Source organism: Povalibacter sp. (genome assembly GCF_036735925.1).
Taxonomy (GTDB): Bacteria; Pseudomonadota; Gammaproteobacteria; order Steroidobacterales; family Steroidobacteraceae; genus Steroidobacter.
Window position 1 is genome coordinate 1 of the sequence record NZ_DAINNK010000104.1, and the last position, 13,569, is coordinate 13,569.

The window sequence follows — 13,569 nt, forward strand, 5'->3', positions numbered from 1 at the left end:
TGACCTACAGGGGAGGCTAGGCATGTCAGGCTGAAGCCTGACCTACAGGGGAGGCCGGCTGAAGCCGGCCCCACAGGCAGAGCACATAGCAGGCAAGCGGTGCATCTCACCCACGTTCCAACTCGAACTCCGCCGCCTGTCCGCTGACCGACGACGGGGCGATCCAGACGTCGAACGTGCCAGGCTCGGCATGCCAGAGATTGTCCGGCCCGACGAATTCCAGATCGCGGCGGGTGAGCTGGAAAGTCACGACCGTGCTTGCGCCGGGCTGCAGCGTGACGTGGCGAATGCCTTTCAGTTCGCGCACCGGTCGGGTCGTGCTCGCGACCTTGTCGTGGATGTAAAGCTGCGCGACTTCCGTGCCGGCGCGTGAGCCGGCGTTGGTGATGCGGACGCTGACGTCGATGCTGCCGCTCCATGGCAGTTTCGGCGAACTCACTTTCACGTCGTCGTAGGCGAACAGCGAATAGCTCAGGCCGTGGCCGAAGGAGTACAGCGCTTCATTGCGTGCCTCGCGGTACTGCGCCTTGAATGAGGGCGAGTCGTCGGGCACGACGGGGCGGCCGGTTCGGCGATGATTGTAGAAGTAGGGCTCCTGTCCGGATTCGTATGGGAAGCTCACAGGCAGTCGTGCCGACGGGTTGTGGTCGCCGCTGAGCACATCCGCGATGGCATTGCCGGATTCCGAGCCGAGGAACCAGTTGACGAGGATGGCATCGGCATCGCGCACGGCGCCGTGCAGTGCCAGCGCGCGGCCGGTGCTCAGCAGCACGACGATCGGTTTGCCCGTGGCGGCCACGGCTTCCGCGAGCTGCTGCTGCGGTTGCGGCACGACGATCGCGGTACGCGACTGCGCTTCGCCGCTCATTTTCTCGCTCTCGCCGATGGCGAGCAGCACCACATCGGCGCTGCGTGCGGCAGCGACCGCCGCATCGATGCCGCCGGCGAGCGGCGTTTCGATCTCCGAGCCTTTCACGACGGTCACTGCCGCAAATCCCGCGTTCTCCAGGCCCTGGCGCAGCGTGATCGATTCGCGCGTATCGCCGAACAATGTCCAGGGCCCGAACAGGTTCTTACGGTCGTCGCCGAGCGGACCGATCAGGGCAATGCGCGCGGACTTCTGCAACGGCAGCACGTTCTTCTCGTTCTTCAGCAGCACGATGGAGCGCCGCGCGGCATCGCGCGCGAGCGCCCGATGCGCGGGCGTGCCGATGGCCGTCGTTTCGCGAGCGGCGTCGAGCGAACGGTAGGGATTGTCGAACAGGCCGATGGCCTTCTTGACGCGCAGCACGCGACGCACGGCTTCGTCGACGACGGTCACCGGCAGTTCGCCGCTGGCGACGAGCCTGAGCAGCTGGGAGTTGTAGATGCCGCTCTGCATGCTCATGTCGACGCCGGCGCTCAGCGCGAGTCGCGCTGCGTCGCCAGCGTCGGCGGCCACACCGTGGCTGATGAGTTCGTAGTCGGCGGTGTAGTCGGAGACGACGAAGCCGGGAAACTTCCATTCTTCGCGCAGCAGTTGCGTCATGAGCCAGCGGTTCGCGGTGGCGGGCACGCCGTTGATATCGTTGAACGAACTCATCGTCGTCAGCGCGCCGGCATCGAAAGCGGCCTTGAACGGCGGCAGATGAACCTCGCGCAGCGTCTGAGTTGAGATGTCCACCGTGTTGTATTCCATGCCGGCGGCAACGGCGCCATACGCTGCGAAGTGCTTGGGCGTGGCGAGCATGGAATCGGCGGCGAGCAGCGACGTGCCCTGGAATCCGCGTACGCGCGCGGCCGCGAACAGCTTGCCGAGATACACGTCTTCTCCGGCCCCTTCGGCGACGCGTCCCCAGCGCTGGTCGCGCGCGATGTCGACCATCGGCGCAAACGTCCAGTGCAGGCCGGCGGCGGTGGCTTCCACGGCGGTGACTCGTGCGGTCGCCTCGGCCAGGGCGGGATCGAAGCTGGCGGCCTCGCCGAGCGGAATGGGGAAGACGGTGCGGAAGCCGTGAATGACATCGGCGCCGTACAGCAACGGAATGCCCAGCCGGGACTTTTCCACGGCGATCCGCTGCGTCTCTCGGCCGGCTGCGACGCCGTAGCCGTTGAACAGCGAACCCACACGGCCCGCACGGACGTCCTCGCGCAGGGCCTTCGCCTTGCGGCTCGCGAACTCGGGATTGACGTCGGCGGCAAAGTTGCGGGTGGCATCGGCGAGGATCGTGAGCTGGCCCGCCTTTTCCTCGATCGTCATCTTCGCGATCAGGGCTTCGATCTGCGGGTCGGCGGCCTGTTGCGCTAGTGCCGGCATTGCGGCGCCCAGGGTCAGGGCCACGGTCGCTGCGATTCGCAGCGGGGTTCGCTCGGGCATCATTGATCCTCGTTGCTGCAGGATTGGCGAGGCGCGGATTGTACTGAAGAATGCACAGACCGCGCGGGCGGTGCCGGCTCGGCAGTACGTACAGCGCGCAGGTTCGTAACGGCGGCAACGCGAGAGAATTCCCCACGAACGCACCCACCGGAGACCGACATGATCCATCGCCTCGTTCTGCCCGCCATGGTGTTCGTCTGTGCCGGTTGCGCCTCGGATGGCGGCGGCGCGCCCGCCCAGTCCACGCTGTCTGGCTCGGCAACGTATCGCGAACGCATGGCGTTGCCGCCGTCGGCGGTCTTCGAGGTCACGCTGGAGGATGTCTCGCGCGCCGATGCGCCGGCGGAGGTGATCGGCCGGACGCGCATCGAATCGCCCGGCAATCCGCCCATCCGTTTCGCGATTCCCTACGATCCGGCCAAGGTCAGCGAGCGGCATCGCTACGTCGTGCGCGCGAGGATCACGGTGGACGGCACACTGATGTTCACTACCGACACGGCGTATCCCGTGCTCGTGCCAGGCAAGCCGGACGCGCCGGAGCTGCTGCTGAAGCGGACGTCGTCCGGTGCCAGCGCGACGGTGTCGGCGGTCGAGAACGTCGAGTGGCATCTGGTGCGACTCGGGACGACGCCGGCCGTCGTCAATCCACAGAATCCGCCGCGACTGACGCTGCAGGCGGCCGACCATCGCGTGGCGGGATCGGGCGGCTGCAATCGCATGGGCGGCAGCTACGAGATCGAAGGCGACCGGCTCGAGTTCGGTCAGATGATCGGCACCATGATGGCGTGTCCGCAGGGAATGGAGCAGGAACGTGCCTTTCATCAGGCATTGGCCAGGGTGAAGCGCTGGCGTCTCGACGGCGCGATGCTGGAACTGCTCGATGAGTCCGGGCAGGCGGTGCTGGCGTTGCAGCGCAGGGATTGAAGATTCGGAGAGCCGCAAAAGACCGCATAAAAGAGGAAAAAATTCTTATCGGAGACTTTGATTTCCTTTATGCGGTCTTTTGCGGCAATTCTCCTTTCCGGAACTCCGCTCACCGCAGGCACATTGCAGCAGGAAACCGTCACCGGGAACCCGCATGGAATTCCTCGATCTGCTGCAATGGCCCGCAATGATCGTGACGCTGGCGGCGGCGTGGGCGGTCGGCTCGACGCGCAGCCGGCGCCGCAAGGTGGGGTTCTGGCTGTTCATCGCCAGCAATGTGCTGTGGATGATCTGGGGTTTCAGCGAAGACGCCTGGGCATTGATCGTGCTGCAGGTGGGCCTCTTCGTGCTGAATCTGCGCGGTGCGCAGAAGAACGAAGCTGCGTCGCGCTGAGCGGTTACGGTCCGCCGAGTTCGTGCAATGCCATGGCGGCTTCCGTCCGGGCCGGCTGCACTTCCTGAAGCTGCGTCAGCAGCGCCTGCGCACCCGCTGTGTCGACCTGGCTCAGCGCCATGGCCATGCGCAGCAGCGGATCGTAGGCAGGTCGGAATTCCGGGCTGGTACGCAGCACCGACAGCAATGGATCGCGCACCTGCGCCAGCATCCGGCGCACGTCCGGATCCGCGTGTACGCGGTAGCCTGCTTCGATGAAGCGATTGCGCGCATGCCAGTAGCGATCGAGCCGATCCGACCAGGTCGCCCTGTCAGCAAGCTGCAGTACTTCGCCGGCGTCAACGCGCACTGCGCGGAGCAGCGCTATCAGCCGGTCGCGCGGCAGGGAATCGGGAACGTAGGTGATGCGCGGCGCCAGGTAGACGACCACGGGCCGGTCGTCGGTGTTGAGCGGCGCCGCCGCGGAGAAGGCTGCCAGCGAACGCGGACCGGCAATGAAACTTCCCAGCACCGAAATGTCGTCAGCAATGCCGAATCCGTCCAGGTGCTGCCGCAGCGATTCGATGCGCGAGTGCAGTGCCGCGATGGAGTAGGGTTCGCCATCGCGCCGCGATATCAGTCCCACGACAGGAGTATCGAGACTGTGAGTGGCCAGCAGTGCGGCGCCATCGGGAAACACCTGCCGGAACGACTGCACGATGCTTCGCAGTGTCGGCAGATCGAGCTGATGCAGCGGCAGCCACTGGCAGAACACACCGCCGGCGGCGAGCCGCTGGCGCACCAGCGAAAAATGCTCGACGGTGTAGAGCGTGCCCGAGCCGCTGCGGGCCGGATGGAAGTTGTCCGCGACGATGACGTCGTAGTGCTTGTCCGCGCTGCGAACGTAGCGACGAGCATCCGCGGTCAACAGATGCAGGCGTGACGGATCGGCCGCGGCGGCCCGCGCCGTCGAGAAATACCGCGTTGCTTCGAGTACCTCCGGAACCAGATCCACGGCGTCGACTTCGACGTCGGGATCGAGTGTCGCCGACGATGCCGTGAGGCCCGTTCCCACGCCCAGGAACAGCACGGATCGCGGAGCCGGGTGCAGCAGCAACGGCAGCAGCGCCTGCCGTCCATCGGCGATCAGCGTCGCACTGCTGCCTTCCTGCTGGCGATTGTTGATGTGAAGCGTGTCGATGCCGGCGGCATCGCGGATCACGCTGACGCTGGCGGTGACACCTTCGACGCGGCTGACGAGTTGTCCTCCTTCGGGAACTGCGACGGCACTCATCCCGGGAACAACCAGCACGCAAGCGACTGCTGCGCCCGCGGTAACCCACTGGGCTGGTCGGCGCCAGGCCGTCGGCGACAGCAGCAGATAGCCGGCGGCACTCGTCACGCACGTCACCGTCAACCCGACGACAGGCAGCAGCAGCACGCCGAAGACGATCGGAGCCAGCGCAGCACCCAGCGTGTTGATGCCGAGTGCGCGCCCCAGGTTTGTTCCACCGGCTCGCGCGCAGGTGCACAGATGACTGAACAGGGCACCCATGAAGAAGGTCGGCAGAAGAAACACGCAAGCGGCGAGCAGGCCCTCGACCGCGAGCAGCGATGTCATGTCGTGACCTGCGTGGCGCAGCAGCCAGGCGTGCAGGTGGTGCGCACTGCCGAGCACCAGAATGCTCAGCAGACAGCTTGCGCTCAGCAGTTGCAGCAGACGGTCGCGCAGGCGCTCTGGCGTAGCGGTGTCGGCGAGACGACGCGCGTACAGACTGGCGCCGGCGGCGGTTCCTATCAGGTACACCGCCAGCACGAGTGCAAAGGTATAGATCGTGTTCTCGGTGGTCTGGCTGAGTGCGCGGACGACGGACACCTCGAAGCCGATTCCCAGCAGTCCGGTCGCGAAGAGAATCCACAGCAGGCCGGCATCGGCAGTCGACGGTCGTTCCGGCGGTGCTGGCACAGAGCGCAGCGACTGCGACGCGAGCGCGCAGCCGAAGTTCAGCAGCGTGCAAAGCACCGCGGTACGCAGCAATCCAAGGTGAGGAATCAGCCAGCAGGCCGCGACCAGCGTGCCGAGCACTGCACCGAAGGTGTTGGCGGCATACAGGCGTCCGATGGTCGCTCGCTGCCAGCGGATCGACGCCAGCATGCGTTCCATGGCCGGCAGCGTTGCACCCATCGCCAGCGTTGCGGGCAACAGCAGCACGAAGGTGCCGCCGAACGTGACGAACCATTGCCATGCAGCAGACGGCGTCGGCCCCAGCATCAGCAGCAATGCATCGGCCACGGGCTCGAGCAGCAACGCCAGCAACAGACTCCACAGGCCGATGACTACTTCGCAGCCGGCATACCAGAGGTCGGGTCGACGACTGCGTTCGATGCGCGCGCCGAGAAGCAACGCGCCGGCAGCGAGTCCGCCGAAGAAGGCGGCGACGACGGCCAGCACCGCGGCCGCTTCGTGGCCGAGCCAGAGCGCGGCCTGCTGCGTCCATACGATCTGGTAGGCGAGGCCGGCGAAGCCGGAGGCGACCATCAATACGGTCGCGATCCGGAACGGCTGCTGTTCGGTCGTGCGGCGGTTCACGTCAGCCGCGGAATGCGATCCGGTAGCCCCACGAGTCCAGCTGGGTCGGAATCGCATTGAAGGCTAGCGTGATGCGGCGCTCGCCGGGATTGGGCGGCACGGCATGCATCAGGTAGCTCGGGAACAGCACGACGTCGCCCGGTTCGGGCTGCATACTGATCCACTTGTCCGCGTTGTACGCACCCGTGGTCACGCCGGCGTGATCGTTCTTGAACGAGAACTCCGTGCCGCCCGGCGACTTCATGAAGACCGTGCGCGCATCCGGATGCGTCGGCGTCAGATAGGCCACACCCGAAATGAAACTGTTGGCGTGGTTGTGCATGGACTGGCGCCCGCCGGTATCCAGCACGTTCACCCACATTTCCTTCAGCGACCAGCCGAGCTGTTCGCCGAACATCAGGCCGCCGAACTGCGCCAGCAACGGCGTGATCGTCTGCGCGGCGGTCACGAGTAGCGGACTGTCCGAGGGCCGCAGCATCGAGGTGTGCGAGAGATTCGTCGAGGAGTTGTTTTCCTGGAAGGCCATGCGGCTGAAGTGGTCGACCAGCGCCGCCACCAGCGGACGCGGCAGGACGCCGGGACAGCGCATGAATGGCGTGGGAAACAGGCCGATCACTTCGTGCATGGGTGCGGTTCGGTCGGGCTACGCGGCGTAACCGAAGAGTGTACGAACGCGTGTACGACAGTTTGATGACGGGCCGGGAACGCGCGGTGGTCGACGTCGCGGTTCTGCTGCACGCATCACACAGTCTTCACGCAACCGTCACACCTGCTGCCTAGGCTGCCGCGAGTCCGACAGCAACAACGCCTCACGAAGGGAGCCTTCAAACAATGAGACCAGCTATCCGCCGAAGTCAGATCGCACTTGCCGTTACGACGGTATTGAGCGCAGCCACGATGGCTGCAGCCGGGGCCACGGATTTCGGTGGGCATGGCTTTTCGAAGCAGTCCAAAGGCACCTACGCCACGGGCGACTTCCACAACCACACGACCTGCTCGGATGGCGCCATCTCGATGCAGAAGCTCGTGACCAAGTCGACCGACAAGCAGGACACGCCGTGGGGACTCGACTGGTTCATCCAGGCGGGTCACGGCGGCAATGGCAATCGCAACTGCACGCTGCTCGAAGACGCGTCGCTGGCCACGCCGGCATATCCGTTCGTCCAGAACCTCGGACCGAACACGACCTGGGCCGCGAGCGTCGGCGCCGCTGCCGTCAAGGGCAACACCGGATCGGCCAATGGCAGCTCCACCACGCCGCTGAGCAGCCAGGCGAATCCCAGCATGTGGCGCTGGCAGACGATCCAGGAATATCAGTATCCGATCACTGAGTACTACGCGGGTCTCAAGAATGTGCCGGTGTTCATGGGCCTCGAATCAGTCGTGGCCGGTCACGAACATACGTCCTTGTCGGTCATCAGCGGCCAGGTCGCGGGCTCGAAGCTGAAGGGCGATGTCACGGCGCAGGGTTATGAGCCGATCGGCAATGCCAACGCGCTGGCCAAGTGGTCTTACTGCTTCGATCGCGGCGATACGGACAACAGCCGCGGCGGTGGTCAGAACTGGGATTGCTCGGTACCGGGCAGCAACAGCGCATCGAACCCCGACTGGAGCGTGACGGCAGCCAAGCTCATGCCGGCGGGCGGCGCGGGCAGCGGCGTGCGCGGCCATCTGAAGACGGTCGAAGGCCTGAAGTGGATGGCGGCCTATCATCCGGGCCAGAGCTACTACGTGCCGGCCCATCTCGAACGCGCCGGGCCGTTCAATCCTGACGGCAACAACGGCTTCAATATCGAGAACCTGCGCAACTTCAACAATGCAGCGCCGCGCGTTGCGTTCGGCATGGAAACCCAGCCGGGCCACCATGCGTCCAGCAACCGCGGCGAGTACAGCCCGAACCGCAACAACATCGGTGGCGTGCTGGTCGACAGTGTCGGCGGCACGACCTACGGCGGCACCGGCGTGTACGGCGCGCAGATCGGCGGCGTGTGGGACGCGCTGCTGGGTGAAGGCCGCAACTTCTGGTTCTTCGCCAGCTCCGACTGGCACAACCGCGGCAGCTTCGGTCCGGACGATCGTCGCAGCACGCAGGACTTCTATCCCGGCGAGTATCAGCGCGACTACGTGCTGGTGCGCGATCAGGACAAGCAGGGTCACAACGACTGGAACCATGGCTGGGGCAAGGACAAGCACAAGGGCAATGACAAGGACGATCAGCACACGCCGCAGGAAATCGTTGACGGTCTGCGTACCGGCAACAGCTGGACGGCCACCGGTCAGCTGATCGATCGCCTGACCTTCGTTGCCTGCGCCGATACGCGTCTGAACGATCGCCTCGGCGATGCACTGCTGCAGACGGCTGCGCTCAAGGCCGCCATGGACAATACCGACGTCGACATCAACGCGCGCTGCGCCACCCTGGGCGAGAAGCTCGAGGTGCGTAAAGGCGAAGAAGTCGTCGTTGCGATCGTGGTCCGCGACCCGACCGGCACGAACTACTCGCCGTACACGTTCGCGAATCCGTCGCTGGCGCAGGTCGGCATCAATCAGCCGCTGAATGCGCCGGTGCTGGATCACGTGGATGTGATCCGCGGGCTGGTCACGGGCTATCGCAATCCACAGGGTCCCGACTATGCGGGTACGTGGCCGGACAACTGGGTCGACAATCCGGACATGAGCACCGTGCCGGCTGCGGCCAAGAACACCTCGGCTGCCGTGCTGCGCACGTTCGGCAAGTCGAAGTGGACCAGCGTTTCGGGCAAGTCGGGCGCCGGCTTCAAGACGATGGTCTTCCGCATCCCCGCGGTGAAGGATTCGCAGTATCTGCGCCTGCGTGGCACCAACCTGCCTGCAGCCGTTCCGTACGAGACCGATGCGAACGGCAATCCGCTGGCGGACATCTACACCAATGCGGGCGATCCGTCGAAGCTGACGATTCCGTGCACCGTGACCGGCAAGCTGGCCATTCCGGCCGGCGAGACCTACACAGGCAACAAGATCGACGGCTGCCCGGAACATCTGCAGCGCGTTCCGGCCGTCACCGGCCAGAAGTACGTCAGCTACGACGTCGCCGCGTGGGCGGATCTGTGGTTCTACAGCAATCCGATCTTCATCGAGGTCAAGGGCGGCCAACTGGTCGCCGGTGTGAACTGATCCTTCGCACTCGCCAACCCGGGACGCCGCGCGGCAACGCGCGGCGTCCTTTTCACATTGCTGCGCCCGAGAAACCATGTCGACCGTACTGACTTCCGACAAGCTCCAGGAAAATTCCACCGTACGCGCCGCGAAGCATCTGCCGGGCTGGGCCCGCGAACCGCTGCTGCACTTCATCGTCCTCGGCGCGCTGCTGTTTGCCGTGGACCATTGGATCATCAGCGGCCAGGACGATCCGAACGCCATCGTGTTCGACGCGCAGGCTGCACAGGAAACACGCCAGTTGTTCGAGACTTCCCGCAACCGGCCGCCGAACGCAGACGAGATGAAAGCCCTGCGACAGGTCTGGCTCGACAACGAGGTTCTGTATCGCGAAGGGCTGGCGCAGGGACTCGACAAGGGCGACACCGCGATCCGCGAGCGCGTCATCTTCAAGGCGCTCAGCATGGTCGACGCCAATACCAGGTTGCCGCCCTACGATGACGAAGTGCTGCGCCAGTGGTTCGAACAGAACCGCGGGCGATACGACGAGCCGACGCGTTTCACGTTTCAGGAAGCAATCATTGCCGGCGATACGTCGGAAGTCGCCGTGCGTGCATTCGCCAATGCATTGAACGCGGGCCGCGCTCCGGATGCGCAGGCGGATCTGCGCATCTTCACCGGTCGTCCGCATCAGAACATCGTGCAGAGCTATGGCGCAGAGTTCGCAGCGCAGCTCGAAGCATCTGCGCCGGGCGAATGGCGCGCGATCAATGGCGGCGGGCAGTGGCGTGCCATGCGGCTCGAAACCACTTCGCCTGCCCGGCGCGCCAGTTTCGACGATCTGAGAGGCGTCGTCCTGCAGGACTGGACGGATGCCACGATGGCGGCGCAGCGCAGTGCCGCGGTCGCGGCGCTCGCCAAGAAATACGAGATCACGATCGAAGAGGCGGGCCAGTGATGCACTTGGCGCGTTGTTGCTGGCTGGCATGGCTGCTGGCCTTTTCGGGATTGGCCGTCGCCCATGAGTTGACCATGGCGGAGATGGAAGTCCGCGAAACGATCGCAGGCGAATTCATCTGGCAATGGACCGCGAGCGGCGAAAAGCCTGCCAGCTCCGAACTCACGCCGATCTGGCCGGCGAGTTGCGCGGCCGAGGCCGGTGCACTGCGCTGTGGCAAGGAAGGATTGCGCGGCACGCTGAGCGTGGACGGTGTGGGCAAGCGGTATTCCGCGGCTGTCGTCAAGGTGTTCTGGCTCGATGGCCAGAGTCGCGTGTTCACCCTGACGGCTGCGCATCCGGACGTGCAGCTCTATGGATCGGCGGACGATCGACGCGGCATGGGCGAGATCGCGAGCACCTACACAGTGCTGGGAGTCGAGCACATTCTCGGCGGCTTCGATCATCTGATGTTCGTGCTGAGCCTGCTGTTCCTGGTGGGATTCCATCGCAAGCTCGTCTACACGATTTCCGCCTTCACGCTGGCGCACAGCCTGACGCTGGCGCTGAGCGCGCTCGGCTGGCTGACGCTGCGTTCGCCACCGGTCGAAGCGACCATCGCCTTGTCGATCATGCTGGTGGCCGCGGAGGCGCTGCACAAACGTGAAACCCTGTCGCGGCGCTGGCCGGCCGTCGTCGCGTTTCTGTTCGGACTCGTGCACGGCCTGGGGTTTGCCGGTGCACTGGCCGACATCGGCCTGCCGCAGAAGCATCTGTTCGTTGCACTGCTGACCTTCAACCTTGGCGTTGAACTGGGTCAGTTGTTCGTCGTCGTCCTTGCCTATGCGGTTTATCGGGCGCTGGCGAAGTGGCCGCGATTCGTCGCGCTGCGCACGCCCGCGCTGTATGGCATCGGCGGCGTCGCAGCGTACTGGTCGATCGGCCGTATCGTCACCATCCTGGCTTGAAACTGAAGAACGAGATCATGACTCACTCGACAATCGTCACGCTGCCTTCGTCCAGACTGGCTCGCCGCGCCCTGTGCCTCGGCGCATTGGCAACTTCCGTTGCCTGGGCCGGCGGCGTACCCACGACCGTCCTCGAGGAAGTCGTCGTCTCAGGTTCACTCGGCAAATTGCAGGGAGCGCCGTTGTCGGCGAACCAGGGTGTGGTCGGTCAGGATCAGCTCGAGATGCGACCGGTGCTGCGCACGGGTGAGCTGCTCGAAGTCGTGCCCGGATTGATCGTCACGCAGCACAGCGGCGACGGCAAAGCGAACCAGTACTTCCTGCGCGGCTTCAATCTCGATCACGGCACGGATCTGGCGACCAGTGTCGACGGCGTGCCCGTGAACATGCCGACTCATGGTCATGGCCAGGGCTACACGGACATCAATTTCGTGATCCCCGAGCTGCTGCAGTCGATCGAGTATCGCAAGGGCACGTACTACGCCGGGATGGGCAATTTCTCCGCAGCCGGCGCCGTCGACATGCGTTATCGGCACTCGCTCGACGCGCCGCTGGTCGTGCTGGAAGCGGGTCAGGACGACTACGCGCGCGGCGTGGCGGCCGGCTCAGCCGAGATGGGCGATGCTGTGCTGCTGATGGGACTCGAATACGCGCACATCGACGGGCCGTGGGACCTGCCGGAGAACTATCGCAAGCGCAATGGCCTGCTTCGTTACAGCCGTCAGACCGACGGCGGCGCGCAGTTCAGCGTCACCGCGCAAGGATACGAAGGCGACTGGCGTTCCACCGACCAGATTCCGCAGCGCGCCGTCGCTGCAGGCGAACTGGATCGCTTCGGCACCATCGACACCACCGACGCGGGCAGTTCGCATCGCTACAGCCTGTCCGCCGACTGGAGTGCAGCGCTCGGCGGCGGGCGGTCGAAGGGACTCCTGTATGCCATCGACTACGATCTCGACCTGTTCTCCAACTTCACTTACTTCACCGATCCGGTGAATGGCGATCAGTTCGAGCAGGTCGACCAGCGCCGCGTCTATGGCGGTGAATGGTCGTGGGCAAGAAGCTTCGATGCCTTCGGCAGACCGCAGGAATTTCTGACGGGCATCCAGGTACGCCGCGACGATATCGGTCGGGTCGGGTTGTATCGCACGCTCGCACGCGAGCGCTTCGAGACCATTCGTGAAGATGCCGTGCGACAGACGAGCTACGGCGTTTACGCCAGTGTCGGCACGCGCTGGACGGAGTGGGCGCGCACGACCATCGGCTTGCGCGCGGACCGGTTCGACTTCGACGTCGATGCGCAGCTCGCGGCGAACTCCGGCCGCGACAATGATTCCATCGCCAGCCCGAAGTTCTCGCTGGTGCTCGGGCCCTGGGAGAAAACGGAGCTGTTCTTCGACGTGGGCAAGGGCTTCCACAGCAACGATGCGCGCGGCACGACGATCAGCGTCGATCCGACCGACGGCGTCACCCCGGTCGATCCCGTCGATCCGCTGGTGGCGGGGCTTGGACTGGACGTGGGGCTGCGCACGGCGCTCATTCCCAACGCCCAGGTCACGCTGTCGCTATGGAATCTGAAACTGGATTCGGAATTGCTGTTCATCGGCGATGCCGGAACGACCGAGCCGAGCCGTGCCAGCGAGCGTCGCGGCATCGAGGCGGCCGTCATCTGGAATCCGCTGGCGTGGCTGATCGTCGATGCCGATCTCGCGTGGTCGCGCGCGCGATTCACCGACTACGATCCCGCCGGCGATCGCATCCCTGGCGCGGTCGAGAACGTGGCGTCGGTCGGCGTCGCAATCGATCATCCGAGCGGCTGGTTCGGCGGCGCGCGGTTCCGTCACTTCGGCGAAGCCTCGCTGGTCGAAGACGACAGCGTGCGTTCGGAGCCGACGACGCTCGTGAATCTCGAAGCAGGCTATCGCTTCAGCAACCGCTACAGGCTGAGCGCCGCCGTCTACAACGTGTTCGACAGCGACGACAACGACATCACGTACTACTACGAGTCGCAGCTTGCCGGTGAGACCCAGCCGGTCGAAGACATCCACTTCCATCCCGTCGAGCCGCGCACGCTGCGCGTGTCGCTCAGCGCGAAGTTCTGAAGGCGGGCTTCCCCATGGGATTCCCTTCGGTCACAGCGCAATGGCACTGCATTGAGCGCCAAAGGATTGAGATGAGATCGAATCGAGCGTCCCTTCCTGCGCGTAGCGAGCCGAAGGTAACGGGGGTTTCTGTAGGTCAGGCTTCAGCCTGACTTCTGAAAAGAGGCCGGCTGAAGCCGGCCCC

The 13,569-nt window shown here is 64.9% G+C and carries 9 protein-coding genes; 6 read left to right on the forward strand and 3 right to left on the reverse strand.

From position 1 onward, the window contains the following. Positions 1-106: 106 nt before the first annotated feature. Positions 107-2,296: a glycoside hydrolase family 3 N-terminal domain-containing protein gene (locus tag V7D81_RS21055; RefSeq protein WP_349257716.1), complete on the reverse strand. Its 2,190-nt coding sequence runs from the start codon at positions 2,294-2,296 to the stop codon at positions 107-109. Between the two features lie 219 nt (positions 2,297-2,515). Between V7D81_RS21055 and V7D81_RS21060 the strand changes: the two genes are divergently transcribed. Together V7D81_RS21060 and V7D81_RS21065 are read left to right on the forward strand one after the other, a co-directional pair. Beyond that, entirely contained in the window at positions 2,516-3,280 is a 765-nt protein-coding gene (locus tag V7D81_RS21060; RefSeq protein ID WP_324320000.1) for a YbaY family lipoprotein, read from the forward strand. A 154-nt stretch (positions 3,281-3,434) separates the two neighbouring features. Then, on the forward strand, positions 3,435-3,674 hold the full coding sequence (locus tag V7D81_RS21065) for a hypothetical protein (RefSeq protein ID WP_324320002.1): 240 nt from the start codon (positions 3,435-3,437) through the stop codon (positions 3,672-3,674). Positions 3,675-3,678: 4 nt separating this feature from the next. Here the strand turns inward: V7D81_RS21065 and V7D81_RS21070 are convergent, their stop codons facing one another. Both V7D81_RS21070 and V7D81_RS21075 read right to left on the reverse strand, forming a co-directional pair. After that, on the reverse strand, positions 3,679-6,243 hold the full coding sequence (locus tag V7D81_RS21070; RefSeq protein WP_324320004.1) for a spermidine synthase: 2,565 nt from the start codon (positions 6,241-6,243) through the stop codon (positions 3,679-3,681). 1 nt (position 6,244) lies between these two features. After that, positions 6,245-6,868: a TIGR02466 family protein gene (locus V7D81_RS21075; protein ID WP_324320006.1), complete on the reverse strand. Its 624-nt coding sequence runs from the start codon at positions 6,866-6,868 to the stop codon at positions 6,245-6,247. Between the two features lie 272 nt (positions 6,869-7,140). Between V7D81_RS21075 and V7D81_RS21080 the strand changes: the two genes are divergently transcribed. The 4 genes from V7D81_RS21080 (at position 7,141) to V7D81_RS21095 (ending at position 13,385) form a co-directional block, all read left to right on the forward strand. Next, the gene (locus tag V7D81_RS21080; RefSeq protein WP_324320008.1) at positions 7,141-9,396 is read left to right on the forward strand and encodes a hypothetical protein; all 2,256 of its coding nucleotides are present in this window, start codon (positions 7,141-7,143) and stop codon (positions 9,394-9,396) included. 76 nt (positions 9,397-9,472) lie between these two features. After that, positions 9,473-10,336: a peptidylprolyl isomerase gene (locus V7D81_RS21085; RefSeq protein ID WP_324320010.1), complete on the forward strand. Its 864-nt coding sequence runs from the start codon at positions 9,473-9,475 to the stop codon at positions 10,334-10,336. Further along, positions 10,336-11,283, forward strand: a complete 948-nt coding sequence (locus tag V7D81_RS21090; RefSeq protein WP_324320012.1) for a HupE/UreJ family protein — start codon at positions 10,336-10,338, stop codon at positions 11,281-11,283. Before V7D81_RS21085 ends, V7D81_RS21090 begins: the two co-directional genes overlap by 1 nt. A gap of 17 nt (positions 11,284-11,300) precedes the next feature. Further along, a complete protein-coding gene (locus tag V7D81_RS21095) occupies positions 11,301-13,385 on the forward strand; it encodes a TonB-dependent receptor (RefSeq protein ID WP_324320014.1) in 2,085 nt (694 codons plus the stop codon). Positions 13,386-13,569: the final 184 nt, after the last annotated feature.

Bases quoted from the DNA above. Each gene is read 5' to 3' on its own strand.
- V7D81_RS21055 (WP_349257716.1), bottom strand. From the start codon at position 2,296: ATGCCGGCACTAGCGCAACAGGCCGCCGACCCGCAGATCGAAGCCCTG.
- V7D81_RS21060 (WP_324320000.1), top strand. From the start codon at position 2,516: ATGATCCATCGCCTCGTTCTGCCCGCCATGGTGTTCGTCTGTGCCGGT.
- V7D81_RS21065 (WP_324320002.1), top strand. From the start codon at position 3,435: ATGGAATTCCTCGATCTGCTGCAATGGCCCGCAATGATCGTGACGCTG.
- V7D81_RS21075 (WP_324320006.1), bottom strand. From the start codon at position 6,868: ATGCACGAAGTGATCGGCCTGTTTCCCACGCCATTCATGCGCTGTCCC.
- V7D81_RS21080 (WP_324320008.1), top strand. From the start codon at position 7,141: ATGGCTGCAGCCGGGGCCACGGATTTCGGTGGGCATGGCTTTTCGAAG.
- V7D81_RS21085 (WP_324320010.1), top strand. From the start codon at position 9,473: ATGTCGACCGTACTGACTTCCGACAAGCTCCAGGAAAATTCCACCGTA.
- V7D81_RS21090 (WP_324320012.1), top strand. From the start codon at position 10,336: ATGCACTTGGCGCGTTGTTGCTGGCTGGCATGGCTGCTGGCCTTTTCG.
- V7D81_RS21095 (WP_324320014.1), top strand. From the start codon at position 11,301: ATGACTCACTCGACAATCGTCACGCTGCCTTCGTCCAGACTGGCTCGC.